The 24,542-nt window shown below is 52.0% G+C and carries 23 protein-coding genes; 16 read left to right on the forward strand and 7 right to left on the reverse strand.

The features are described from left to right. The first annotated feature begins 30 nt into the window (after positions 1–30). Positions 31–846, forward strand: a complete 816-nt coding sequence (locus tag HV345_RS15685) for a Cof-type HAD-IIB family hydrolase (protein ID WP_065554862.1) — start codon at positions 31–33, stop codon at positions 844–846. 153 nt (positions 847–999) lie between these two features. Further along, positions 1,000–2,262, forward strand: a complete 1,263-nt coding sequence (locus HV345_RS15690; protein ID WP_131352007.1) for a DUF1479 domain-containing protein — start codon at positions 1,000–1,002, stop codon at positions 2,260–2,262. 143 nt (positions 2,263–2,405) lie between these two features. Here the strand turns inward: HV345_RS15690 and HV345_RS15695 are convergent, their stop codons facing one another. Further along, on the reverse strand, positions 2,406–3,998 hold the full coding sequence (locus HV345_RS15695) for an ABC-F family ATPase (protein WP_016156073.1): 1,593 nt from the start codon (positions 3,996–3,998) through the stop codon (positions 2,406–2,408). A gap of 232 nt (positions 3,999–4,230) precedes the next feature. On the opposite strand from HV345_RS15695, the gene ldtB reads away from it, so the two are divergent. Continuing rightward, entirely contained in the window at positions 4,231–5,151 is a 921-nt protein-coding gene (gene ldtB / locus HV345_RS15700) for a L,D-transpeptidase (RefSeq protein ID WP_181636703.1), read from the forward strand. An 80-nt stretch (positions 5,152–5,231) separates the two neighbouring features. On the opposite strand, the gene HV345_RS15705 is transcribed toward ldtB, so the two are convergent. Beyond that, positions 5,232–6,341, reverse strand: a complete 1,110-nt coding sequence (locus HV345_RS15705) for an anion transporter (protein ID WP_181635787.1) — start codon at positions 6,339–6,341, stop codon at positions 5,232–5,234. Then, positions 6,338–6,811 (reverse strand): manganese-binding transcriptional regulator MntR, encoded by a 474-nt coding sequence (gene mntR, locus HV345_RS15710; protein WP_016156071.1) that lies wholly within the window; start codon positions 6,809–6,811, stop codon positions 6,338–6,340. The genes HV345_RS15705 and mntR overlap by 4 nt, the downstream gene beginning before the upstream one ends. Before the next feature lie 186 nt (positions 6,812–6,997). On the opposite strand from mntR, the gene mntS reads away from it, so the two are divergent. Beyond that, on the forward strand, positions 6,998–7,126 hold the full coding sequence (gene mntS / locus HV345_RS15715) for a manganase accumulation protein MntS (protein ID WP_016152374.1): 129 nt from the start codon (positions 6,998–7,000) through the stop codon (positions 7,124–7,126). A gap of 276 nt (positions 7,127–7,402) precedes the next feature. Next, positions 7,403–8,989: a phosphoethanolamine transferase gene (locus HV345_RS15720; protein WP_047359432.1), complete on the forward strand. Its 1,587-nt coding sequence runs from the start codon at positions 7,403–7,405 to the stop codon at positions 8,987–8,989. Between the two features lie 63 nt (positions 8,990–9,052). On the opposite strand, the gene ompX is transcribed toward HV345_RS15720, so the two are convergent. Next, positions 9,053–9,568 carry an outer membrane protein OmpX gene (gene ompX, locus HV345_RS15725; RefSeq protein WP_016152372.1) on the reverse strand — a complete coding sequence of 172 codons (516 nt, stop codon included), beginning with the start codon at positions 9,566–9,568 and terminating at the stop codon, positions 9,053–9,055. A 411-nt stretch (positions 9,569–9,979) separates the two neighbouring features. On the opposite strand from ompX, the gene rhtA reads away from it, so the two are divergent. The 6 genes from rhtA to ybiO all read left to right on the forward strand — a co-directional run bounded on the left by rhtA (position 9,980) and on the right by ybiO (position 16,628). Next, positions 9,980–10,867: a threonine/homoserine exporter RhtA gene (gene rhtA, locus HV345_RS15730; protein ID WP_016156069.1), complete on the forward strand. Its 888-nt coding sequence runs from the start codon at positions 9,980–9,982 to the stop codon at positions 10,865–10,867. A gap of 303 nt (positions 10,868–11,170) precedes the next feature. After that, a complete protein-coding gene (gene dps / locus HV345_RS15735) occupies positions 11,171–11,674 on the forward strand; it encodes a DNA starvation/stationary phase protection protein Dps (protein WP_006685362.1) in 504 nt (167 codons plus the stop codon). A gap of 365 nt (positions 11,675–12,039) precedes the next feature. Further along, positions 12,040–12,786, forward strand: a complete 747-nt coding sequence (glnH, locus tag HV345_RS15740; protein ID WP_016152370.1) for a glutamine ABC transporter substrate-binding protein GlnH — start codon at positions 12,040–12,042, stop codon at positions 12,784–12,786. Positions 12,787–12,893: 107 nt separating this feature from the next. Then, a complete protein-coding gene (glnP, locus tag HV345_RS15745) occupies positions 12,894–13,553 on the forward strand; it encodes a glutamine ABC transporter permease GlnP (protein WP_003035248.1) in 660 nt (219 codons plus the stop codon). Beyond that, positions 13,550–14,272, forward strand: a complete 723-nt coding sequence (glnQ, locus tag HV345_RS15750; protein ID WP_003035246.1) for a glutamine ABC transporter ATP-binding protein GlnQ — start codon at positions 13,550–13,552, stop codon at positions 14,270–14,272. Before glnP ends, glnQ begins: the two co-directional genes overlap by 4 nt. 118 nt (positions 14,273–14,390) lie before the next feature. Beyond that, positions 14,391–16,628, forward strand: a complete 2,238-nt coding sequence (gene ybiO, locus HV345_RS15755) for a mechanosensitive channel protein (protein WP_046274641.1) — start codon at positions 14,391–14,393, stop codon at positions 16,626–16,628. Here ybiO and rlmF read toward each other — a convergent pair. Next, on the reverse strand, positions 16,625–17,551 hold the full coding sequence (gene rlmF / locus HV345_RS15760; protein ID WP_047359435.1) for a 23S rRNA (adenine(1618)-N(6))-methyltransferase RlmF: 927 nt from the start codon (positions 17,549–17,551) through the stop codon (positions 16,625–16,627). The genes ybiO and rlmF overlap by 4 nt on opposite strands. Positions 17,552–17,761: 210 nt before the next feature. Here rlmF and mcbA point away from each other — a divergent pair, with 210 nt between their 5' ends. The 5 genes from mcbA to ybiJ all read left to right on the forward strand — a co-directional run bounded on the left by mcbA (position 17,762) and on the right by ybiJ (position 22,225). Further along, positions 17,762–18,022 carry a DUF1471 family periplasmic protein McbA gene (gene mcbA / locus HV345_RS15765; protein ID WP_181635788.1) on the forward strand — a complete coding sequence of 87 codons (261 nt, stop codon included), beginning with the start codon at positions 17,762–17,764 and terminating at the stop codon, positions 18,020–18,022. Between the two features lie 293 nt (positions 18,023–18,315). Further along, positions 18,316–20,601, forward strand: coding sequence for a catecholate siderophore receptor Fiu (locus HV345_RS15770; protein ID WP_169330260.1), 2,286 nt, complete (start codon positions 18,316–18,318; stop codon positions 20,599–20,601). Positions 20,602–20,644: 43 nt separating this feature from the next. Then, positions 20,645–21,322: a PKHD-type hydroxylase YbiX gene (gene ybiX / locus HV345_RS15775; protein WP_016152365.1), complete on the forward strand. Its 678-nt coding sequence runs from the start codon at positions 20,645–20,647 to the stop codon at positions 21,320–21,322. Positions 21,323–21,397: 75 nt separating this feature from the next. Next, positions 21,398–21,664 (forward strand): DksA/TraR family C4-type zinc finger protein, encoded by a 267-nt coding sequence (locus HV345_RS15780; RefSeq protein WP_181635789.1) that lies wholly within the window; start codon positions 21,398–21,400, stop codon positions 21,662–21,664. A 300-nt stretch (positions 21,665–21,964) separates the two neighbouring features. After that, on the forward strand, positions 21,965–22,225 hold the full coding sequence (gene ybiJ / locus HV345_RS15785; RefSeq protein ID WP_181628916.1) for a DUF1471 family protein YbiJ: 261 nt from the start codon (positions 21,965–21,967) through the stop codon (positions 22,223–22,225). Between the two features lie 97 nt (positions 22,226–22,322). Here ybiJ and HV345_RS15790 read toward each other — a convergent pair whose 3' ends face one another. Together HV345_RS15790 and ybiB are read right to left on the reverse strand one after the other, a co-directional pair. After that, complete coding sequence (locus tag HV345_RS15790; RefSeq protein WP_046274639.1) at positions 22,323–23,408, reverse strand: malate/lactate/ureidoglycolate dehydrogenase; 1,086 nt, start codon at positions 23,406–23,408, stop codon at positions 22,323–22,325. A 161-nt stretch (positions 23,409–23,569) separates the two neighbouring features. Further along, positions 23,570–24,538, reverse strand: coding sequence for a DNA-binding protein YbiB (ybiB, locus tag HV345_RS15795; protein WP_046274638.1), 969 nt, complete (start codon positions 24,536–24,538; stop codon positions 23,570–23,572). Positions 24,539–24,542 lie beyond the last annotated feature (4 nt).

Here is a 24,542-nt window from a genome sequence, read left to right on the forward strand (position 1 = left end):
TCTGGTCGCAGTTATGAGCCAGGAGCAAGTATGACCATCAAAGTTATCGTCACTGATATGGACGGAACTTTTCTCGACGACGCCAAAAAATACGATCTTGCACGTTTTATGGCGCAGTATCAGGAACTAAAAAAACGGGATATTGAATTTGTCGTGGCCAGCGGCAATCAGTATTACCAACTGATCTCCTTTTTCCCGGAACTCAAAGATGAGATCTCTTTTGTTGCCGAGAACGGGGCGTTAGTCTTTGAACATGGCAAACAGCTGTTTCACGGTGAGCTGACCCGCCACGAATCCCGCATTGTCATTGGCGAACTGCTCAAAGATACGCATCTCAACTTTGTGGCTTGTGGCCTGCAAAGCGCCTACGTTAGCGAAAATGCCCCCGAGTCCTTTGTCGCATTGATGTCAAAACACTACCATCGCCTGAAACCCGTGAAGGATTATCAGGACATCGATGATGTGCTGTTCAAGTTCTCGCTGAATTTACCGGATCAACAAATCCCATTAGTGATCGATCACCTTCATTCTGCCCTTGACGGTATAATGAAGCCCGTCACCAGCGGCTTTGGGTTTATCGACCTGATCATTCCAGGTTTGCATAAAGCCAACGGAATCAGCCGTCTGCTAAAGCGCTGGAACCTGTCCCCGCAAAACGTGGTCGCCATTGGCGATAGCGGCAATGACGCAGAAATGCTGAAAATGGCGCGCTACTCTTTCGCCATGGCCAACGCGGCAGAGAGTATCAAATCGATTGCCCGCTATCAGACCGACGACAATAACCATCAGGGCGCGCTGAACGTGATTCAGGCGGTGCTGGATAACACTTCCCCTTTTAATTGCTAATCCTGCCCAACCGGGGTATCCCCTTGCCCCGGTTTCCACGCTTTTTCATGTTTCTCACACCATCAAATTTTAAACTTGCGTTAACTAAATTTTAACTTATATTATCACCTGTAAGTTAAACAAGTTTCGAATGAAAGTTAATGCGAGGTGGATATGGCTTTTACTTTTACCAGCGACACGTTGCCCACCGATCACAAAGCGGCAATCCGGCAGATGAAAAAGCAATTGCGTGAACAGCTTGGAGATGTTCAGTTGATTTTCAATCAGTTGAGCGAGGCCATTGCCAATCGCGTGGCGGAAATCAACGACCTCAAAGCGCAAGGCTCTCCGGTATGGCCTGTGTTGTCCTATGCGGATATCAAGGCGGGTCGCGTGAGTACTGAGCAGCGTGAAGAAATTAAGCGTCGCGGATGCGCGGTCATTAAAGGCCATTTCTCTCGCGAACAAGCCCTCGATTGGGATAGGTCAATGCTGGACTATCTGGACCGCAACCATTTTGACGACGTTTACCAAGGACCGGGTGATAATTTCTTTGGTACCCTGAGCGCATCGCGGCCTGAAATCTACCCCATCTACTGGTCCCAGGCGCAGATGCAGGCCCGTCAGAGTGAAGAAATGGCAAATGCGCAGTCATTTCTCAACCGTCTTTGGACATTTGCAGGCGAAGGTAAGCAATGGTTTAACCCGGATGTCAGCGTTATCTACCCCGACCGCATACGCCGTCGTCCACCGGGAACAACGTCCAAAGGGCTGGGCGCGCATACGGATTCCGGCGCGCTGGAACGCTGGCTTCTGCCGGCATATCAGCAGGTCTTTGCTAATGTTTTCAATGGTAAGCTGGAAGATTACGATCCTTGGCAGGCCGCGCATCGCACTGAAGTAGAAGAGTACACGGTGGATAACACCACCAAATGTTCAGTATTCCGCACCTTCCAGGGCTGGACTGCTCTCTCTGATATGCTGCCAGGTCAGGGGTTGTTGCACGTGGTCCCTATCCCTGAAGCGATGGCCTGGGTACTGTTACGTCCATTGCTTGACGATGTGCCGGAAGATGAACTTTGCGGCGTCGCGCCCGGCAGAGTTCTGCCGATTTCTGCGCAATGGCATCCGCTGCTGATTGAAGCGTTAACCAGCATTCCGCAACTGGACGCCGGAGACTCCGTCTGGTGGCATTGCGATGTGATCCACTCCGTCGCGCCGGTAGAAAATCAGCAGGGTTGGGGCAACGTGATGTACATCCCTGCCGCACCGATGTGCGAAAAGAATCTGGCCTACGCCCATAAAGTGAAGGCCGCGCTGGAAAAAGGCGTATCGCCGGGTGATTTCCCACGCGAGGATTATGAAACTCACTGGGAAGGACGCTTCACGCTGGATGATTTGAATATCCATGGCAAGCGTGCGCTGGGGATTATTTAATTTGTAACTTACACAAGTTTCCCTAAGTATTTCGCGTTACAGGAAGGCGGCCAGCCTGTAAATCCCCGCAAGCTTACACAAGTAAGTGACCGGGGTGTACAGGTGCAGCCAACACACCTGTAACACGAAAGACGACGGGAAAATTATTCGACGCCCTTGCTACGCAGGTAATCTTCGTAGTTACCGGTGAAGTCGATTACGCGTTCCGGCGTAATTTCAATCACGCGGGTTGCCAACGAACTGACGAACTCACGGTCGTGAGAAACGAAGATCAGCGTGCCCTGGTACATTTCCAGCGCCATGTTCAGCGATTCGATAGATTCCATATCCAGGTGGTTGGTCGGTTCATCCATTACCAGGATATTCGGCTTCTGCATCATCAGCTTACCGAACAGCATGCGTCCTTTTTCACCACCGGACAGCACTTTAGCAGGTTTCTTGATATCGTCCTGGCTGAACAGCAAGCGACCAAGGAAGCTACGTACTACCTGCTCATCGTCGCCTTCCTGTTTCCACTGACTCATCCACTCGAAGACCGTCAGATCGTTTTCGAATTCGTACTCGTGATCCTGCGCGTAGTAACCAACCTGGGCGTTTTCAGACCATTTCACAGTACCGTTATCCGGCTGTAATTCGCCGACCAGCGTCTTCAGCATGGTTGATTTACCCACGCCGTTGGCACCCAGAATGGCAATTTTCTCACCGACTTCCAGCAGCAGGTTAAAGTTCTTAAACAACGGACCTTCATCAAACCCTTTCGTCAGCGCTTCCACTTCCAGCGCGTTACGGAACAGTTTCTTATCCTGTTCGAAGCGGATGAACGGGTTCTGACGGCTGGACGCCTTCACTTCGTCAAGCTTGATCTTATCAATCTGACGCGCACGAGAAGTCGCCTGACGAGATTTAGATGCGTTGGCGCTAAAGCGGCTGACGAAGGATTGCAGATCGGCAATCTGCGCTTTCTTCTTGGCGTTATCAGCCAGCAGACGTTCACGCGCCTGGGTTGCAGCCGTCATATATTCGTCGTAGTTACCCGGATAAACACGCAGTTCGCCGTAGTCCAGATCCGCCATGTGCGTACAGACCATGTTCAGGAAGTGACGGTCATGCGAAATGATGATCATGGTGCTGTCACGCTCGTTCAGCGTCTGCTCCAGCCAGCGGATGGTGTCGATATCCAGGTTGTTCGTTGGTTCGTCGAGCAGCAGAATGTCCGGGTTAGAGAACAGCGCCTGTGCAAGAAGCACACGCAGCTTCCAGCCGGGGGCGACTTCGCTCATCGGGCCATAATGCTGTTCTACCGGAATACCTACGCCCAGCAGCAATTCACCCGCACGCGCTTCCGCAGAGTAGCCGTCCATTTCGCCATACTGAACTTCAAGGTCAGCAACTTTATAGCCGTCTTCTTCGCTCATTTCGGCCAGGGCGTAAATGCGATCGCGCTCCTGCTTTACTTCCCACAGTTCACCGTGACCCATGATCACGGTGTCAAGCACGGTGAACTCTTCAAAGGCGAACTGATCCTGACGCAGCTTACCAATGCGCTCGTTCGGATCGAGGGAAACGTTGCCCAGCGTCGGTTCGAGGTCGCCGCCGAGAATTTTCATAAAAGTGGATTTACCGCTACCGTTCGCGCCAATCAGGCCGTAACGGTTGCCGCCGCCAAATTTGACGGAAATATTTTCAAACAGCGGCTTACTGCCGAACTGCATGGTGACGTTGCTGGAAACTAACACTGGCGTATCCTGAAAGAGAAAGAAATATGTGACGAACCGCTTATTATGCCATAAGTCTGCAATAAGATCGCGCCTTGATGCTGAAGGGTTAAAGTGAAAGCAAAAGGAAAAAAATGTGATTTAGTACACATCCGAATTCCTTGTTGCTCAGATTGCACATATAATGCGTGCCCAACACTACATAAATCTCAACCCACTAGCCTGCCTGGCACTGAATCTCGCATACATGAACATGAATATTAAATTAACAACGCTTTTCGCGGCGGCACTCGCAATAGTTGGTTTTTGTAACACCGCTTCTGCCGTCACGTACCCGCTGCCTACCGATGGCAGCCGTTTGATCGGCCAAAACCAGGTCATCACTATTCCTGAAGGCAACACCCAACCGCTGGAGTATTTTGCGGCGGAGTATCAGATGGGTCTGTCTAATATGCTGGAAGCCAACCCGGGCGTGGATACCTTCCTGCCGAAGGGCGGCACCGTCCTGAACATACCTCAGCAATTGATCCTGCCGGATACCGTGCATGAAGGTATTGTTATTAACAGCGCTGAAATGCGTCTGTACTACTACCCGAAAGGCACCAACACCGTTATTGTTCTGCCGATCGGTATTGGTCAGTTGGGCAAAGACACGCCAATCAACTGGACCACCAAAGTAGAACGTAAAAAAGCGGGCCCAACCTGGACGCCAACGGCAAAAATGCATGCGGAATACCGCGCTGCGGGCGAACCACTGCCAGCTGTTGTTCCGGCAGGTCCGGATAACCCGATGGGCCTGTACGCGCTGTATATCGGTCGCCTGTACGCCATCCACGGCACCAATGCTAACTTCGGCGTCGGCTTACGCGTCAGCCACGGTTGCGTGCGTCTGCGTAACGACGACATCAAATTCCTGTTTGAAAATGTGCCGGTCGGCACCCGCGTACAGTTTATCGATGAGCCGGTAAAAGCCACGACTGAACCAGACGGCAGCCGTTACATCGAGGTACACAACCCACTGTCTACCACTGAAGCACAGTTCGAAGGCGGGGAAATCGTACCGATTACGCTGAACAAGAGCATTACCAGCATCACCGGTCAGTCTGACGTCGATCAGGCCGTCGTTGAGCAGGCGGTACAGAACCGTTCAGGTATGCCGGTTCGTCTGAACTAAGCATCAAAACTGCCCTTTCGCCTTATCGGGCCTACTTAACCTGTAGGCCCGATAAGCGCCAGCCCCATCGGGCACAATCCTCATATCACCTGCAATAAACCATACCCTACCAGCGCCGCCCATATCAGCATCGGCACCGAATACCAATGAAAACGCCACCAGATGCGTCGATCGTTTGCCATCCGTAAAGCAATAAGATTCGCCAGCGATCCCGGCAACAACCCAAAACCGCCCACATTGACCGCCCAGGCCAGCAGCAGCGTTGGTGGGACGTAGTTCAGCAGCAAAATCGTGCTGGGAACATTACTGATAAACTGCGACAGGCCAATGGCCGTCAACCAAAGCCCCGGCGCTGAAAGCGTGCCAATCTGGTGGGTAATCTCCTGCAAGGCCGGGAGTTGCGTCAGCAAGTGCACATCAATGAACATCGCCATAAACACCAACAGCAGCGTCCAATCCACGCTGAGGATCACGCGGCGAGCCAGCACCATGAATCCTGCCGCGACGATCGCCAGGCCCCACAGCTCTTGTTTTAACTCCAGTGCCGCCAGGAAGATGATATACAGCCCCAGACAGCTCCACACCAGGCGCGGTTGCCAGTCAGGCGCGCGCGTACCGGTATGATAATGCAAAGCTTTATGCGGGAAACTGAACCAGCACAGCACCACCAGCGTCAGCATCATGGCCCCCGCAAGCGGCGCCATCTGCCAGGTAAACGCGGTAAACGATAAGCCGGAGCGTCCCCACATCAGAATGTTTTGCGGATTACCTATTGGCGTGAGCAGCGAACCGGCGTTTACCGCCAGCGCCTCAAAGATAATCAGGCGATTTACAGGAATGGCGCACAATTTTTTCAGGGTGATCGTCAGCGGAACAACAATAAACAGCGCAACATCGTTGGTCAGAAACGTCGACAGCAGCGCCGCCGCCAGCACCATAAATATCGCCAATTGACGTTCGGTGTTAAAACGCCGGGTCATCTTGCGCCCTAACACATCGAAGTAACCGCTTAGCTCCACGCCTTTGGTCAGTAACATCAGGCCGCTAAGTGTAATAATCGTGTGCCAGTCTATCGCCCCCGGCCACGACCTTGGCGTAAACGGCACGAACAGGCTCAGTACAACCCCGACGATGATTAACAGCTGAAAAAAGCGATCGCGCTGTAAGGCGCGTAGTAAAGGAAAACTCATTCAGAGCCAGCACCTTGCTGTTGCGTAAACCGGCTAAAAGCCTCCAGCGTTTCCTTACTGACGTGATGCTCCATTCCCTCCGCGTCGCGACGGGCAATTTCCGGGCTGATACCTAACATCAGCAGGAAATTCTCCACAATCTGGTGACGCTCCCGACTCTCCTGAGCCAGTCGTTCACCTTCTGCGGTTAAAAAAACGCCCCGCCAGGGGATCATTTCAATCAACCCAACTGAAGCAAGACGCTTAAGCATTTTAGCAACCGTCGGCTGGGAAACCCCAAGCCGTGCTGCCATATCTACCTGGCGCGCTTCACCCACCTCAATAATGAGATCGGAAATCAGCTCTACGTAGTCATCAATCAGCTCACGGCGATGTGCCTCCCGGACCTGACGAAATCCTTCAACGTGTTCTTCGACATTCACCAATTGCGTCACTTTTTTTGTTGTTGGCATACCTGCGCGACGACTCATTCTGCTTCCTCGTTACTGTGACGCGTTAACGGCATCTGATTAGAGAACGCTCATTGTAAACCAGAGTTGCGTGGGCACAAAAAATTAACGTTTTAGCAATAGCTATATAATATAGCCTGTGCTATATCTGTATATAATAAAGACATCCCTCAAGGACTGATGGGATCGTGAAGTCAGGAGGTTTATATGAATGAATTTAAGAGGTGTATACGCGTGTTTAGCCACTCTCCCTTTAAAGTACGGTTAATGCTGATCTCTATGCTGTGCGACATGATTAACAGCAAACCAGAGCAGGATAAACCTGCAGATAAATAATGCGGCGTCGCGGCACGCCGCTTCATTTTCCTGCCGTAACTCGGATACAGTGATCGTTTTCATGCCAATAACCCTTCTTTTTGTCAGTTTTGCCACGCCCCTCGCAAAACAATTTCTTAGTAGTAGTTGACCTTCTCTTGCACACACTCTATCTTTTCGCAGCCCTGCATATATTGCGGCTCGCGGATGCGGACCCTATCCCCCTTCTCGCTCTCTCAGGCAGGCAATGACCCTTAGCGCCAGGGTAAGCACATGGCGTTTTTGTAACAGTGGCATATGAATTTAACCCTCAAAGATTCAATCATTGCTCGTAGCCGGGCGATTAGTCCGTGGACTGGCCTCTATTTCTTACAGTCTCTGCTGATCAACCTTGCGCTGGGCTATCCGCTTAGCCTGCTCTATAGCGTTGCTTTCACCTGTATATTGATGCTGCTGTGGCGCAGCGCGCCGCGTGCGCAGAAAGTGCTGATTGGCATTTGCTCGCTGATAGCGGCAATGTACTTCCCGTTTGGCCAGGCTTACGGTTCGCCGAACTTCAATACCTTGCTGGCGCTGCACTCAACCAATATGGAAGAGTCTACTGAAATCCTGACCATCTTCCCCTGGTACAGTTATCTGGTTGGGGTGTTTATTTTCGCCCTCGGTGTTATCGCCGTACGCCGTAAAAAAGAGGTGCAGCAGCGTAGCTGGAATAAGTTCGACAGCATTTGTTTGCTGTTCAGCGTTGTCGCGTTCTTTGTTACCCCGGTGCAAAACCTGGCCTGGGGCGGCGTGTTCAAGCTGAAAGACACCGGCTATCCGGTTTTCCGCTTTGCCAAGGACGTTATCGTTAATAACAACGAAGTGCTCGACGAACAAGAGCGCATGGCGAAGCTGGCGAGCGTGAAAGACAGCTGGACGGTAACCGCCGTGAAGCCGAAGTATCATACCTACGTGGTGGTTATCGGCGAAAGCGCCCGCCGCGATGCGTTAGGCGCTTTTGGTGGTCACTGGGATAACACGCCGTTTGCCAGTTCCGTTAACGGCTACATCTTCGCGGATTACATCGCGGCAAGCGGTTCGACACAAAAATCACTCGGCCTGACGCTGAATCGGGTGGTCGACAATAAACCCCAGTTCCAGGATAACTTTGTCACTCTGGCCAACCGCGCGGGATTCCAGACGTGGTGGTTCTCCAATCAGGGACAGATTGGTGAATACGATACGGCCATCGCCAGCATTGCGAAGCGAGCTGATGAAGTTCAGTTCCTCAAAAGCGGTGATTTCGAAGCGGATAAAAATACCCGTGACGAAGCGTTGTTGAAGATGACCGCCCAGGTGCTGGCAACCGAGCGCACTCAGCCACAGCTTATCGTGCTGCATTTAATGGGCTCGCATCCGCAGGCCTGCGACCGTACGCAGGGTAAATACGAGACTTTCGTCCAGTCGAAAGAGACATCTTGCTATCTGTACACCATGACGCAGACGGATGACCTGCTGCGCCAGCTTTACGATCAGTTACGTAACAGCGGTAACAGCTTCTCGATGGTCTATTTCTCCGATCATGGCCTCGCGTTTAAAGAGCGGGGGAAAGAGGTGCAGTACCTGGCGCATGACGATCAGTTCCAGCAGAATTTCCAGGTACCATTTATGGTGCTGTCGAGCGATGATAAAGCGCACCGGGTGATTAAAGCCCGTCGCTCCGCCAATGATTTCCTCAGCTTTTTCTCGCAGTGGACGGGGATAAGCGCGAAGGAAATCACCAACAGCTATCGCTTTATTTCAGAGAAAAAGGCTGGCCCGGTGTACATCACCAACTTCAAATTGCAGAAGGTGGACTACAACCATCTGGGTACCGACATCTTTGAGACCAAATCTCGTTAATCTCTGAGTTGCGCACAAAAAAAATCCGCCCCGAGAGGCGGATTTTTTGTATCACCGAAGTGATTAGAAGCGGTAACCCACGCCAGCGATCCAGGTGCCAACGTCAACGCTACGAATACGGCTCTGCTCGTAGGAGAAGTCCAGAGCAACGTTTTCGATCGGGTTGAACTGCAGACCAGCACCGTAAGAGAAACCGTAGTCACTGGTGGTGTGGTTATCAGCCGGGGATGCTGCGTTCTGGAATTTACCGTAGCCAACACCCACTACACCGTAGATGCTTGCCCAGTCGTTCAGACGGTAAGCCGGGCCAGCAGTGATGCCGTAGTACTGGGTTTTGTTGTAGTCGCCAGACGCATCGGTACGATCTTTTTCAGTGTAAGTGAAGGAACCGATAACACCCAGCGGGTTGCTGTCCTGCTCGTAGCGATACTTCAGGTTAAAACCGTTCATTTTGTTCGCTGCGCCCTGAGCATCGCTCTGAGCGTAACCACCGGTAACGGTAGAAGTCGCAGCTACAGCAGTACCTGCGGAGAAAGCCAGAACAGCGGCCAGTGCTGAAAGACATGCAATTTTTTTCATAACCACCTCAAATGTGCTTCAAGTAAATCCTAAGTTTTAAATATACCAAAAATTGATGGGAAACTCTTTGCGATTCGCGATGTCTAACAGGGTCTTTCATGTAACAGAACGTTTCAGAAACCCGCTATCTCTTTCAATTAACATCACTTTTCTAACCAAAAATGCCATTATTGCGCGCACAATATGGCACATTCATCCAGAATATTCCTAATCACACAGATTATTAATCCATCACTTTCATGCCATTGTACGGAACTGAGCAATTTTTTTTTCAACGAATACTCAACCAGCGGTGCGTATTTCCATTACACTCGCTGTTTTACTTTTCTATACATCACGTCATCCGTGTCGTAGCAAATTTGCAACGTCGCGCAGATGAAGGCGTGTAATTATCATTTGACAGGAGAAAGGATGCCGGGGTCGTCACGTAAAGCGCCAGTCTGGTTGCCTATTTTGGTTTTGCTTATTGCTATGTCCTCCATTCAAAGCGGAGCATCTCTGGCAAAATCGCTATTCCCACTCGTCGGTGCGCCGGGCGTTACCGCATTGCGCCTTGCGCTGGGCACCCTCATCCTTATTGCCTTCTTTAAACCCTGGCGTTTGCGATTCGCCAAAGAACAACGCCTGCCGCTGCTGTTTTATGGTCTGTCTCTGGGCGGGATGAACTATCTCTTCTACCTGTCAATCCAGACCGTCCCGCTGGGAATTGCCGTAGCGCTGGAGTTCACCGGCCCGCTCGCGGTAGCGCTGTTTTCATCCCGACGTCCGGTGGATTTCATTTGGGTTGCACTGGCTGTACTCGGACTATGGTTCCTGCTGCCGTTAGGTCAGGACGTTTCTCACGTGGATTTAACCGGCGCTGCGCTGGCGCTGGGCGCTGGCGCCTGCTGGGCAATCTATATCCTTACCGGGCAGCGAGCCGGCGCGGAACATGGTCCGGCGACCGTTGCGGTAGGGTCATTAATTGCGGCGCTGATTTTTGTACCCATCGGCGCGCTCCAGGCTGGGGATGCCTTGTGGCACTGGTCCATTCTACCGTTAGGCCTGGCCATTGCGGTCCTCTCCACTGCGCTTCCCTACTCGCTGGAGATGATTGCGTTGACGCGGCTGCCAACACGCACTTTTGGTACTCTGATGAGTATGGAACCTGCACTGGCTGCGGTTTCAGGAATGATCTTCCTCGGTGAAACGCTGACGCTTGTCCAGACGCTGGCTCTGGGCGCCATTATTGTCGCATCAATGGGTTCGACGCTCACTATTCGCAAAGAACCACAAATTAAGCAAGTTGACGTGAATTAACCACTTAATATTCTGCATGGTTTGCATAATCATGCAGAGTATTCAATTGTAAATCTGCGTGATAATTATTCTAATAAATATAATTTTCTCATCTGCATATTTCTTGAAATTTTTACATTAACATAAAAATAACACACCTCCATTAATAACCACTATATCCATATGATTTTATTAGTTATTTCATATCCACCCCTCTCTTCACTATTAAAGTGATAGGTAACACCAGAAAAATAAATCCAAAATTCACGCTATACTTATTCCCGTTGAAGAGCTGGGACATAATTATCAAGAGGATATGAAAATATGAGTACCGCAAAACTGGTAAAAACAAAAGCATCTGCCCTCCTTTATACCCGCAACGATGTAACAGATAGCGAAAAGAAAGCGACCGTAGAGCTGCTGAATCAGCAAGTGATCCAGTTCATCGACCTGTCTTTGATCACCAAACAGGCTCACTGGAACATGCGCGGCGCGAACTTCATTGCTGTACATGAAATGCTTGATGGCTTCCGTACTGCCCTGACCGATCACCTCGATACCATGGCTGAGCGCGCCGTACAGTTAGGCGGTGTGGCATTGGGTACCACCCAGGTTATTAACAGCAAAACGCCTCTGAAAAGCTATCCGCTGGATATCCATAGCGTACAGGACCACTTAAAAGAGCTGGCCGATCGTTATGCCGTCGTCGCTAACAGCGTCCGTAAAGCCATTAGCGAAGCAAAAGACGAAGATACAGCAGATATCTTCACCGCCGCTTCACGCGACCTCGACAAATTCCTGTGGTTTATCGAAGCCAACATTGAATAACAGCAGACATAAGAATTACCTATATAACCCTCGCCCTGGCGGGGGTTTTGCACATCTATGGTGCATGACATTGATCGTTCGTCACTCCAAAGTAAATTATTTGTAATAATCACTTCACACAATCGTTAACGAAAGATTGTTTTATCAACAATTTTTACGCTAAATAGTCATACCGTTTGCACTGTGTCAGGTACGCACCAAATGAGTGCCCCAAAACAGTGCAGATTGCCCACTTTGCCCTACTTATTGTGCAGAGAAACGAGACACCCTCTTGTTAAAACAATGAGTTGCAAAACTGGCACGATTTTTTCATTAAGCCATATGTTCTCGCAGGGGATCGCCCCGTGGATATAAAAGGAAATCCTATGAAGTCTGTATTAAAAGTCTCACTGGCTGCACTTACCCTGGCTTTTGCGGTGTCCTCCCATGCCGCAGATAAGAAACTGGTTGTCGCAACCGACACCGCATTTGTACCGTTCGAATTCAAACAGGGTGACAAATACGTTGGTTTTGATGTGGATCTGTGGGCTGCCGTGGCCAAAGAACTGAAGCTGGATTATGAACTGAAACCAATGGATTTCAGCGGCATCATCCCGGCTCTGCAAACCAAGAATATCGACCTGGCGCTGGCGGGTATCACCATCACTGATGAGCGTAAAAAAGCGATCGACTTCTCTGACGGCTACTACAAAAGCGGTCTGTTAGTGATGGTCAAAGCGAATAATAACGACGTGAAAAGCGTGAAAGATCTGGATGGTAAAGTCGTCGCTGTGAAGAGCGGCACGGGTTCCGTTGATTACGCGAAAGCTAACATCAAAACCAAAGATCTGCGTCAATTCCCGAATATCGATAACGCATATATGGAACTGGGCACCAACCGCGCAGACGCCGTGCTGCACGACACGCCAAACATTCTTTACTTCATCAAAACCGCTGGCAACGGTCAGTTCAAAGCTGTAGGCGAATCCCTGGAAGCCCAGCAGTACGGTATCGCCTTCCCGAAAGGCAGCGATGAACTGCGTGAGAAAGTCAACGGCGCGCTGAAAACGCTGAAAGAGAACGGCACATACAACGAAATCTACAAAAAATGGTTCGGTACCGAACCTAAATAACAAGAACGTTCTGTAACGCCCGGTAGCGCCAGCGCCGCCGGGCCTGCAATTTTGAGTCATCACGTTATGGCTCATTACTTTTCTCACCACGGTAACAGGAACGAAATATGCAGTTTGACTGGAGTGCCATCTGGCCCGCCATCCCACTTTTGATTGAAGGCGCCAAAATGACCCTGTGGATCTCGGTCCTCGGTCTGGCAGGCGGTCTGATAATCGGGCTTGCAGCAGGGTTTGCGCGTACTTTCGGCGGTTGGATAGCCAACCACGTAGCGCTGGTGTTTATCGAAGTCATTCGCGGTACGCCAATCGTTGTGCAGGTGATGTTTATTTACTTTGCCCTGCCAATGGCATTTAACGATTTACGCATTGATCCCTTTAGCGCCGCCGTTGTCACCATCATGATCAACTCCGGCGCCTATATTGCGGAAATCACCCGCGGCGCGGTGCTCTCAATCCATAAAGGATTCAGTGAAGCCGGACTGGCGCTTGGGCTTTCACGTACAGAGACTATCCGCCACGTTATTTTACCTCTCGCGCTGCGTCGTATGCTGCCACCGCTGGGCAACCAGTGGATCATCAGCATTAAAGATACCTCGCTGTTTATTGTCATTGGCGTCGCTGAACTGACCCGTCAGGGCCAGGAAATCATTGCCGGTAACTTCCGCGCACTGGAAATCTGGAGCGCCGTTGCGGTGTTCTATCTGATCATTACGCTGGTGCTGAGCTTCATTCTGCGTCGTCTGGAAAGAAGGATGAAAATCCTGTGATTGAATTTAAAAACGTTTCTAAGCACTTTGGCCCAACCCAGGTGCTGCACAATATTGACCTGAACATTCAGCAGGGCGAAGTGGTGGTAATTATCGGGCCATCCGGGTCCGGCAAATCAACCCTGCTGCGCTGCATTAACAAACTGGAAGAGATAACCTCTGGCGATCTGATCGTCGATGGTCTGAAGGTAAACGATCCAAAGGTAGACGAGCGGTTAATCCGCCAGGAAGCCGGGATGGTGTTTCAGCAGTTCTACCTGTTCCCGCATCTGACGGCGCTGGAAAACGTCATGTTCGGACCGCAGCGCGTACGCGGGGCGAATAAAGAACAGGCCGAGAAACTGGCTAAAGAGCTGCTGGCGAAAGTAGGTCTGGCCGAGCGTGCGCATCACTACCCTTCTGAGCTGTCTGGCGGTCAACAGCAGCGTGTGGCGATCGCCCGAGCGCTGGCGGTGAAGCCGAAAATGATGCTGTTTGATGAGCCAACCTCAGCGCTGGACCCGGAACTGCGCCACGAAGTTCTGAAAGTTATGCAGGATCTGGCGGAGGAAGGGATGACCATGGTCATTGTGACCCACGAAATCGGCTTTGCCGAAAAAGTGGCTTCACGCCTGATTTTCATCGATAAGGGACGTATTGCCGAAGACGGTAATCCGCAGGCCCTGATTGAAAATCCGCCCAGCCAACGTTTACAGGAATTCTTGCAGCACGTTTCCTGATAGCTCTCCCTCCCTTCGCCTGAAGGGAGGTTTTTCACCAGAATCCTCTCATTTCATTTCTCCCCCGCCCTGACATCTATACTTATCCTTTTGAATTTATTTTCTCATGGGAGGAGTCATGCGCTGGATCCTGTTCATCTTTGTTTGTCTGGTGAGTCTCCCGACTCAGGCGGTGACGATACCAGGCGTCACTACGCCAACGTCAACCAACGCGCAAACCGCGCCGGCGAAAGAGCCGGATGTTGAACAGAAGAAAGCGGCCTACGGCGCACTGGCTGATGTGCTGGAAAATGATGCCTCGCGCCAGGAACTGATCGGTCAGTTACGCAAAGTGGCGACAGCGCCCCCTGCCGAGCCGGTGCCAACCATTGTTCCGCCCACGTTAACGGAAGAAAAAACGGTGCTGGAAAACGTCACGGATGTCACCCGCCACTACGGTGAGGCGCTCTCCAGCCGCTTTGCTCAGCTTTACCGCAATATTACCGATGCACCACACAAGACATTTAACCCGCAAACGTTCACCAATGCCCTGACCCATTTTTTAATGCTGGCGGCGTCAGTGTTCGGTTTTTTCTGGCTGCTTCGCCTGTGCGCGCTGCCGCTGTATCGCAAAATGGGGCAATGGGCACGACGGAAAAACCGCGAACGCAGCAACTGGCTCCAGCTTCCGGCGATGATCGTCGGCGCATTCATTATCGATTTGCTTCTGCTGGCGCTGACTTTGTTTGTCGGGCAGATACTGAGTGACAGAATGAACGCCGGTAGCCGCACTATCGCCTTTCAGCAAAGTCTGTTTCTCAATGCCTTTGCGTTGATTGAGTTCTTCAAAGCCATTCTGCGCCTGATATTTTGCCCAACGGTGGCCGAACTGCGCCCGTTTAACATTCAGGATGCCGGTGCGCGCTACTGGAATCGCCGTTTAAGTTCATTGAGCAGCCTGATTGGATACGGACTTATCGTTGCCGTTCCCATTATCTCGAATCAGGTCAACGTGCAGGTCGGCGCGATGGCAAACGTCATCATCATGCTCTGTATCACGCTATGGGCGCTGTACCTGATTTTCAGAAACAAGAAAGAGATAACGCAGCATTTGCTGAATCTGGCGGAAAGATCGTTAGCGTTTTTCAGCCTGTTTATCCGCGCCTTTGCGCTGGTATGGCATTGGCTGGCCAGCGCCTACTTCATTGTGCTGTTTTTCTTCTCGCTGTTTGACCCTGGCAACAGCCTGAAATTCATGATGGGCGCTACGCTGCGCAGTCTGGTGATCATTGGGATCGCCGCCTTTGTTTCCGGTATGCTTTCCCGCTGGATAGCCAAGACTATTACCCTTTCGCCACACACCCAGCGCAGCTATCCGGAATTACAAAAACGGTTGAATGGCTGGCTGTCGACGGCGTTAAGCGTGGCCAGGATCCTGACGGTGTGCGTCGCGGTAATGCTGCTACTGAATGCCTGGGGATTGTTCGACTTCTGGAACTGGCTGCATTACGGCGCAGGAGAAAAAACGGTGGATATCCTGATCCGTATCGCGCTGATTTTATTCTTCTCCGCCATCGGCTGGACGATCCTTGCCAGCCTGATTGAAAATCGTCTGGCTTCCGATATTCACGGCCGCCCGCTCCCCAGCGCCCGTACCCGCACCCTGCTGACGCTGTTTCGCAACGCGCTGGCGGTGATCATCAGCACGATCACCATCATGATTGTGCTATCCGAAATTGGCGTCAATATCGCGCCCTTACTGGCCGGGGCCGGGGCGCTGGGGCTGGCTATCTCTTTCGGCTCGCAAACGCTGGTAAAAGATATTATTACCGGGATCTTTATTCAGTTCGAAAATGGCATGAACACCGGCGACCTGGTGACCATCGGTCCACTCACCGGTACGGTTGAACGGATGTCCATCCGCTCTGTGGGCGTCCGTCAGGACACCGGGGCGTACCATATCATTCCCTGGTCATCGATAACGACCTTCGCCAACTTTGTGCGCGGGATTGGATCGGTCGTCGCCAATTACGACGTAGACCGCCATGAGGATGCGGATAAAGCGAATCAGGCGTTGAAAGACGCTGTGGCTGCAGTGATGGAACAGGACGATATTCGCGGGCTGATTATTGGCGAGCCGTCGTTTGCCGGGATTGTGGGGTTAACCAATACGGCCTTCACGCTACGGGTCTCATTTACCACATTACCGCTGAAACAGTGGACGGTACGTTTCGCGCTCGACAGCCAGGTGAAGAAATACTTCGATCTGGCCAACGTACGCGCGCCGGTACAGACGTATCAGGTTTTGCCTGCACCGGTTAATGGCCCTGCGTCGGCAGCAAGCGAACCGCTGCCGCCAACCGAGCCAACGCTTTAGCGTTTACGCGCCATAAAACGGCGACGCTGATCGTTATCCATAAAGGTCCAGGCAATAAAGCGACTCTGCTTTTGCCCCTGGGCCATCTCTTTCTTAACCACTTTCACCGCGCCCGCATCCGTTAACGCGTGGTACAGCGGAGGCAAATTCTCACCGCGCGAAACCAGCGTGGTGAACCACATCACCTGACGGCCAAAGGCCTGGCTTTCGGCGATCATTTTTTTGATGAACGCCACTTCACCGCCTTCACACCACAGCTCCTGCTGCTGCCCGCCAAAGTTCAGCGCATCATCTTTATCCTGCCCCAGATTACGACGTTTGCGCTCGCTTCCGGCGCGGGCTGAAGCCGCAGAATCATGGAAAGGCGGGTTACACAATGTGGCTTCATATTGCTCATTCTTGTGAATGATACCGTTGAAGATTGCCGTAGCATCTTTCTGGCGACGCAGACGAATAGCACGGGTTAACCCCGGATTGGCGTTTACGATCGCCTGAGCGCTGTTAAACGCTTCGCTACTGGTCTCACTACCGGTGAATCGCCAGCCGTATTCATGCACGCCGATCAGCGGATAAATACAGTTTGCCCCAACTCCCACGTCCAGCACGCTCGCATTTGCCGGAATGGTTCCGCTGGTTTCACCTAACAGGTCGGCCAGATGGTGAATGTAGTCAGCGCGACCAGGAACCGGCGGGCACAGAAAACCGTCTGGAATATCCCAGTTTTTCACCGCATAAAAATGCGCCAGCAGTGCTTTATTGAGCGCCTTCACTGCCTGCGGATTCGCGAAATCAACACTCTGCTCGCCGCCTGGCGTGAGGGTGAGAAATTGCGTCAACTCGGGTGTAACCTGGCATAAAGTCGCAAGATCATAACGGCCATTGTGGCGGTTGCGTGGGTGTAATCCCGGTTTCTGGGGGGGCATAGCATTCTCCTTTTAACAGCGGCGTAAGATACCCGCATAACGCCACGCGGTAAACACACTGCAAGGAAATTTGCTTTTTTTATACCTATTTGATGGCTTGCTGATTGTTCAAAAAACAGACATCTCATCACCAGTTTTTTGCGGTAAATGTTATCCACTGACGGCCTAAACTTATCAGGCACGACCTGTTGTTTCTCAGAGGATATCACCATGAAGAAATGCCTCACATTCCTTGCCGCTACCGTACTGACCGGCATGACATTTGCGTCCTTTGCTGCACAGCCCTACACCAGCCCTCAAACCGGCCAGCTACAAGCTTCCGGCACTGTTTTCGCTTCCGGAGCTTCTAACCTGAGCGATCTCGAAGACAAGCTGGCAGAGAAAGCGAAAGAGCAAGGCGCAAAAGGCTTTGTCGTCAATTCTGCGGGCGGTAAAAACCAGATGTACGGCAGCGCAACTATCTATAAGTAGTCCCTCACCTTAGCCCAACTGCATTCACCCCGAATGCAGTTTGCTACCTGCTGTTCACGTCGTTCACCGCTCAAATTGTAATCATCGTGTAGCAATTTTGAATCCAATGTAAATAAATGTATTTATTTTTGAATTAATGAATGCTAAAACGTCGCACTGATTAGTAATGCTTATCAAAATCATTATCAATTACACATTCACTCCCGCGAGGCCTGCAGGGTATAACATCCACAGAGATGTCCCTTCGCGCGAGTGAAACCGTCTACTCAAAAAATAATAAGTCACTCACTAACATGGATAAAAATCGCAATTTGCCTGCCAGTAGTTTTCATTCACTGACTTTTTTTGCCGGTCTGTGTATTGGCCTGTCTCCGGTAGCTCAGGCTGTCGCCGCGGGCGATCAAGATAAAAAACAAGAAGATACGTTGGTTGTTGAAGCGGCCAAACCTTCGTTATACGCCCCAACGCAGTCTGCCGACCCTAAGTTCTCCCGCCCGGTAGCGGATACAACCCGCACCATGACAGTGATTTCTGAGCAGGTGATTAAGGATCAAGGCGCAACCAATCTGACCGATGCGCTGAAAAACGTACCGGGCGTTGGCGCGTTTTTCGCCGGTGAGAACGGTAACTCCACCACCGGTGACGCGGTTTACATGCGTGGTGCGGATACCTCGAACAGTATTTATATCGACGGTATCCGAGATATTGGCAGCGTTACGCGCGACACTTTCAATACCGAACAGGTTGAAGTGATCAAAGGCCCCTCCGGCACCGACTATGGCCGTAGCGCGCCAACGGGCTCCATCAATATGATCAGCAAACAGCCGCGCACCGACTCAGGGATCGATGCCTCGGCCAGCGTCGGTAGCGCCTGGTTCCGCCGTGGTACGCTGGACATTAACCAGGTCATCGGCGAGACCACCGCTGCACGGTTAAACCTGATGGGTGAAAAAACGCATGATGCCGGTCGCGATAACGTTAAGAATGAACGTTATGGTGTGGCCCCCTCTCTCGCCTTTGGCTTAGGCACTGAGAACCGACTGTATCTGAACTATCTGCATGTCACCCAGCACAACACCCCGGATGGCGGTGTCCCCACCATCGGTCTGCCGGGATATTCTGCGCCTTCCGCGGGGACTGCTGCACTGAATCAGTCAGGAAAAGTGGATACGCATAACTTCTACGGTACCAACTCGGATTACGACGATTCGACGACCGATACCGCAACGATGCGTTTTGAACATGACCTGAACGACAGCACCACTATTCGCAACACCACCCGCTGGTCACGCATTAAGCAGGATTATCTGATGACGGCGGTGATGGGCGGCGCGACTAACATCACCCAACCCACCAGCAGCGTCGACACCTGGACCTGGTCACGCCTGGCTAATACCAAAGATGTCAGCAATAAGATCCTGACCAACCAAACCAACCTGACCTCAAAATTTTACACCGGATCCATCGGTCACGACATCAGCACCGGCGTGGAGCTAACGCGCGAAACGCAAACCAACTATGGTGTAAACCCGATCACTCCGCCGTCGGTAAATATCTATCACCCCAACAGCAATGTGAATATCGGCGGATTGTCTCGTAACGGCGCTAATGCTAACGGGCAAACCGATACCTTCGGTGTATACGCCTTTGATACGCTACAGATTACCCGTGAGTTTGAACTAAACGGTGGTATTCGCCTCGACAATTACCGCACGGAATATGACAGCGCCACCGCTTGCGGCGCTTCTGGTCGCGGCGCGGTCGCGTGTCCGACAGGCGTGGCGAAAGGTTCTCCGGTCACCACCGTGGATACTGCCAAATCAGGCAATCTGGTGAACTGGAAAGCGGGCGCGCTGTATCACCTGACCGATAACGGTAACGTTTACATTAACTACGCCGTTTCTCAGCAACCGCCGGGCGGCAGCAACTTTGCCCTCGCTCAGGGTGGAAGCGGTAACAGTGCGAACCGTACCGATTTCAAACCGCAGAAAGCGAAAACCAGCGAGATCGGCACCAAATGGGAGGTGCTGGATAAGCGCCTGCTGTTAACTGCCGCGATTTTCCGTACGGATATTGAGAACGAAGTTGAGCAGAACGACGACGGCACATATTCCCAGTACGGGGAGAAGCGCGTTGAAGGTTACGAACTCTCGGTAGCAGGGAACATCACTCCCGCATGGCAGGTTATTGGGGGTTACACCCAGCAGCGCGCGACGATCCACAGCGGCAAAAACGTTGCTCAGGATGGTTCTTCATCTCTGCCGTATACGCCAGAACATGCGTTCACGCTGTGGAACCAGTACCAGGCTACCGATAATATTTCCGTTGGCGCGGGCGCTCGCTACGTGGGCAGTATGCATCGCGGTTCCGACGGGGCCGTGGGTACGCCATCCTACACCGAAGGTTACTGGGTCGCCGACGCGAAACTGGGTTATCGCGTGAATCGCAATCTCGATTTCCAGTTGAACGTCTATAACCTGTTCGACACCGATTATGTATCCTCCATTAACAAGAGCGGATACCGTTACCATCCGGGTGAGCCAAGAACCTTCCTGCTCACGGCAAATATGCATTTCTGATCTTTTACGTGGGGCGTAAGCCCCACTTTCAGGAGAAACACTGATGATGTATCACATTCCCGGCATTCTGTCGGCGCAGGATGTCGCCTGGTTTCGCGAACAACTGGACGCTGCCGACTGGGTTGATGGCCGCGCAACCACCGGCGCTCAGGGCGCGCAGGTTAAAAACAACCAGCAGGTGAATACGCAAAGTGAGCGTTACGGCGTTTTACAACAGGCGGTACAAAACGCGGTGAACAACAGCGCGTTATTCTTCGCCGCTGCATTACCGAAAACGCTCTCCACACCGCTGTTCAATCGCTACCAGGACAACGAGACCTACGGTTTTCACGTTGACGGCGCGGTGCGTAGTCATCCGGAAAACGGCTGGATGCGCACAGATCTTTCCGCCACCTTATTCCTGAGTAATCCCGACGATTATGAGGGAGGAGAGCTGCTGGTCAATGACACCTACGGCCAGCATGCGGTAAAACTTCCGGCAGGCGATCTGGTACTTTACCCTTCCAGCAGCCTGCACTGCGTTACGCCGGTGACCCGTGGGGTTCGGGTGGCATCCTTTATGTGGATCCAGTCGATGATCCGGGACGACAAAAATCGCGCCATGCTTTTTGAACTGGATAAAAACATCCAGTCCCTGAAGACACGTCATGGGGAGAGTAGCGAGATCCTGTCGCTTCTCAATCTCTACCATAACCTGCTGCGCGAATGGTCTGAAATCTGATACCGCTGACACGTGGTCGTTTTTCAGCCATCACATTCGCTATACTTATTCTGTAGACATCAGCAGGAGGTAGGTATGGCATCCGGATGGGCAAATGACGACGCTGTTAACGAACAGATCAACAATACTATTGAAGATGCTGTTGCCCGCGCCCGCGGTGAGTTACCGACGGGGGAAAGTCTGTATGAATGCGAAGAATGTGGCAATCCAATCTCTCAGGCCAGACGGGAGGCCGTGCCCGGCGTACGCTTGTGCATCACATGCCAGCAGGATAAAGATTCACATAGTGCAGCATTTTCAGGATATAATCGCAGAGGTTCGAAAGACAGCCAGCTACGTTGACTTATCTTTACCGAAAGTTTCAGCACATACGATTTCCTTTACGAGCACGCTTTTTTGCACTCTGTGTAGCAAAATGTGCCGTTGTCGGTTTCTCTGTAAAGCGCAATGACAAGAACTGTAAATCCCTCTTTCGAATTTATTAATATTCAATAAGTTATTTGTCATTCAATTTTTTTGATTGATGTCGTCAATTCTATTCGATTTTATCTCGCATAAAAAAACGTGATACTTCTCACATCGACGAAACAACGTCTTCTTAAAGAACACTGACTAACAGAACAAACCTGCGAGAAATTAATCATGAAAAATATCAAATTTGCTGTTGCCGCCATCGCTCTGTCTACCCTGTCATTTGGCGTTTTCGCTGCCGAGCCAGTTTCCTCTACTCAGGCGCAAAGCATGAACAAAATTGGTGTGGTATCTGCTGACGGCGCCACCACGCTGGACGGCCTGGAAGCAAAACTGGCTGAAAAAGCGACTGCTGCTGGTGCAACGGGTTACAGCATCACTTCCGCTATCGGCAAAGACAAAATGAGCGGCACCGCGGTTATCTATAAATAACCGAAAGATTACCTGTACGACCCAATGCTCCAACCCTCATTGACCCTGTTTGTTACCCTTTGTTTGCCCGTCCGCCACTGGACGGGCTTTTTTTTGCTTAGTGTTCCAGTCTTTGACGGAATTCCTGCAACACGGCGTCTGGCATCCCTATTTGCAACGCCGCCTCGCAAATCGCCTGCCAGCTTCCGGCATCCAGCGGAATACCTTGCTCCAGCCGTTCTTCACGAGTATTCACCTCCCACTCCCCTGGCAACAGGATCGGGGCATCTTCAGCATGGGGGGACGCTTTCACCCACTTAGCAAAGGCCGCGACCTGGTTGTCGCAGTCCGGCGCGCCAAACAGTTCCGGATTCATAATGATGGTCGTCATACAGTTAATGATGGCATCCGCGCTGGTCTGCAGGCTCTCTTCATGTGTGGTTTTACCACCAGAAAGCGCTCCCCCCATAATTTCGCACATTGCCGCCAGCGCATAACCTTTGTGTTGGGCGAAGGTCAGCAACGACCCCAGCGGAGAGACCTGCATTACGGCGGGATCGGTTGTGGGTACCCCATTAGCATCAATCAGACATCCCGGAGCCACCGGCTCGCCCTTGTGCCATGCCACACGGGTTTTGCCAAACGCGATGGCGCTGGTTGCATAGTCCAGCAACAACGGGAACGTATTTTTACGCGGGAACACCACGCAGAAGGGGTTGGTGCCAAATCGACTATCGCGGCCATGAAACGGTGCGACCATCGGGATCCCTACCACATTCACAAAGTGCACCGAAACAAAACCCGCCGCCGCACATTGCTCCGCCCAGTAGCCAATGCGTCCAATATGGTGCGAATTATGTAATGCCACAGCAGCGATACCGTACTGGCGCGCTTTTTCGATCCCAAGCGTAATTGCCTCGTGGGCCGCCACCTGACCAAATGCGCAGTCGCCGTCAAGCGTAATCACCGCTCCCGCATCGTTGACCACTTTGGCATGGCGGTTGATCTGCAGGTGTCCCTGCGAAAATGAGCGAATATAGCTTGGGATCATGCCGATACCGTGGGAGTCGTGGCCGGCGAGGTTAGAGGCTATCAGATGATCGGCCACCAGCCGCGCCTCCAGCTCATTGCTTCCCATCTGGTGAAAAACGGCCTGGATAAAGGCGTGCAGCGTTGGCACATGGAAGCGATGTCCACTGTTCATTGTTATCTCCTGTTGTGTCGCGTGTTGATTGTGTTTCTTATTTTTCAACAAACTATGCTGCGCCACAGCGCTCAGGAGATCAATAAACGTGCAGAAATTTCACGTTGCCGGAAGGCGTGAAGCGACGGGCCAGGCAAATGACCCGTCGGGAGAAAGAAAAATCAGAAGCTTTGCTCGACGCGGTCAAGTCCTTCAGCCAGCGTCGCGGATTCACCGGTTGCTACCAGGCAGCAGGCCATCTGGATCTTCAGCGATGCCGGAACAGGCTCACTGCCCGCCAGACAACGCTCAATCCAGCGCGCGGTAGTTTCCGGGTCTTTAGCCACCGGCAGTGGGACCGGCTCATCGGGCATCTCGCTCTGCCGGTCCTGTAGCACTCGCACGCCGGACGAATCTATCAGGCTTATCTGCGGGCAGCGCTGCGGGTTGGCGTACACTTCACCCTCGGTACCGTGCATCAACAGGGCACGCCCACCGATATCGCCGAAAAATTTCGCCACGCGCGATACGTATTCCGGGTGGGAAACGCTGGAAAGACGCAGCGCGGCATCTTCGGCAAACGGCGTGGCTAATTTAGCCAGTGTATGCGCACTGTTACGCACGCCCATTCGCCAGCGCATCGCCAGCTGTTTTTCCAGCGGAGGACACAGCGCACTCACCGGGATAAACACCGGCTCATGACCATCCAGCTTTGCCTGCGCCTGCCCGGCATGCAGCGTCGGCGCAATCCCCATCAGTTCAAAAATGGTTTCAGTCAGCACGCGGGTTGGATCCTCGCTGACACCGTGCACCACCACCGGGAAGCCAAGTTTATGCAGTAAAATCGCCAGCAGCGGAGTCAAATTTGCCTGCTTGCGCGCGCCATTGTAGCTGGGAATGACAATCGGCATGGGTTTGGCCACTGGCGGAGTCAGGCGAATGGTGTGGTTCTGCATCGCTTCGTAAAAGCCCAGCATCTCCGCTTCGCCTTCGCCTTTAATGCGCAGCGCAATCAGTACACCGCCCATCTCAAGATCGGGCACCTCGCCGTTCATCATATGGGTATACAGTCCGCGAGCAGTATCCTTATCCAGGTCACGCGCGTGATTTTTTCCTCGCCCAATCTCTTTGATGATTTTGCGGTAATCCATCGAT

This window comes from Citrobacter sp. RHBSTW-00986, from assembly GCF_013783065.1.
Taxonomy (GTDB): domain Bacteria; phylum Pseudomonadota; class Gammaproteobacteria; order Enterobacterales; family Enterobacteriaceae; genus Citrobacter; species Citrobacter braakii.

Bases quoted from the DNA above. Each gene is read 5' to 3' on its own strand.
- HV345_RS15685 (WP_065554862.1), top strand. From the start codon at position 31: ATGACCATCAAAGTTATCGTCACTGATATGGACGGAACTTTTCTCGAC.
- HV345_RS15690 (WP_131352007.1), top strand. From the start codon at position 1,000: ATGGCTTTTACTTTTACCAGCGACACGTTGCCCACCGATCACAAAGCG.
- ldtB (WP_181636703.1), top strand. From the start codon at position 4,231: ATGAATATTAAATTAACAACGCTTTTCGCGGCGGCACTCGCAATAGTT.
- HV345_RS15705 (WP_181635787.1), bottom strand. From the start codon at position 6,341: ATGAGTTTTCCTTTACTACGCGCCTTACAGCGCGATCGCTTTTTTCAG.
- mntR (WP_016156071.1), bottom strand. From the start codon at position 6,811: ATGAGTCGTCGCGCAGGTATGCCAACAACAAAAAAAGTGACGCAATTG.
- mntS (WP_016152374.1), top strand. From the start codon at position 6,998: ATGAATGAATTTAAGAGGTGTATACGCGTGTTTAGCCACTCTCCCTTT.
- HV345_RS15720 (WP_047359432.1), top strand. From the start codon at position 7,403: ATGAATTTAACCCTCAAAGATTCAATCATTGCTCGTAGCCGGGCGATT.
- ompX (WP_016152372.1), bottom strand. From the start codon at position 9,568: ATGAAAAAAATTGCATGTCTTTCAGCACTGGCCGCTGTTCTGGCTTTC.
- rhtA (WP_016156069.1), top strand. From the start codon at position 9,980: ATGCCGGGGTCGTCACGTAAAGCGCCAGTCTGGTTGCCTATTTTGGTT.
- dps (WP_006685362.1), top strand. From the start codon at position 11,171: ATGAGTACCGCAAAACTGGTAAAAACAAAAGCATCTGCCCTCCTTTAT.
- glnH (WP_016152370.1), top strand. From the start codon at position 12,040: ATGAAGTCTGTATTAAAAGTCTCACTGGCTGCACTTACCCTGGCTTTT.
- glnP (WP_003035248.1), top strand. From the start codon at position 12,894: ATGCAGTTTGACTGGAGTGCCATCTGGCCCGCCATCCCACTTTTGATT.
- ybiO (WP_046274641.1), top strand. From the start codon at position 14,391: ATGCGCTGGATCCTGTTCATCTTTGTTTGTCTGGTGAGTCTCCCGACT.
- rlmF (WP_047359435.1), bottom strand. From the start codon at position 17,551: ATGCCCCCCCAGAAACCGGGATTACACCCACGCAACCGCCACAATGGC.
- mcbA (WP_181635788.1), top strand. From the start codon at position 17,762: ATGAAGAAATGCCTCACATTCCTTGCCGCTACCGTACTGACCGGCATG.
- HV345_RS15770 (WP_169330260.1), top strand. From the start codon at position 18,316: ATGGATAAAAATCGCAATTTGCCTGCCAGTAGTTTTCATTCACTGACT.
- ybiX (WP_016152365.1), top strand. From the start codon at position 20,645: ATGATGTATCACATTCCCGGCATTCTGTCGGCGCAGGATGTCGCCTGG.
- HV345_RS15780 (WP_181635789.1), top strand. From the start codon at position 21,398: ATGGCATCCGGATGGGCAAATGACGACGCTGTTAACGAACAGATCAAC.
- ybiJ (WP_181628916.1), top strand. From the start codon at position 21,965: ATGAAAAATATCAAATTTGCTGTTGCCGCCATCGCTCTGTCTACCCTG.
- HV345_RS15790 (WP_046274639.1), bottom strand. From the start codon at position 23,408: ATGAACAGTGGACATCGCTTCCATGTGCCAACGCTGCACGCCTTTATC.
- ybiB (WP_046274638.1), bottom strand. From the start codon at position 24,538: ATGGATTACCGCAAAATCATCAAAGAGATTGGGCGAGGAAAAAATCAC.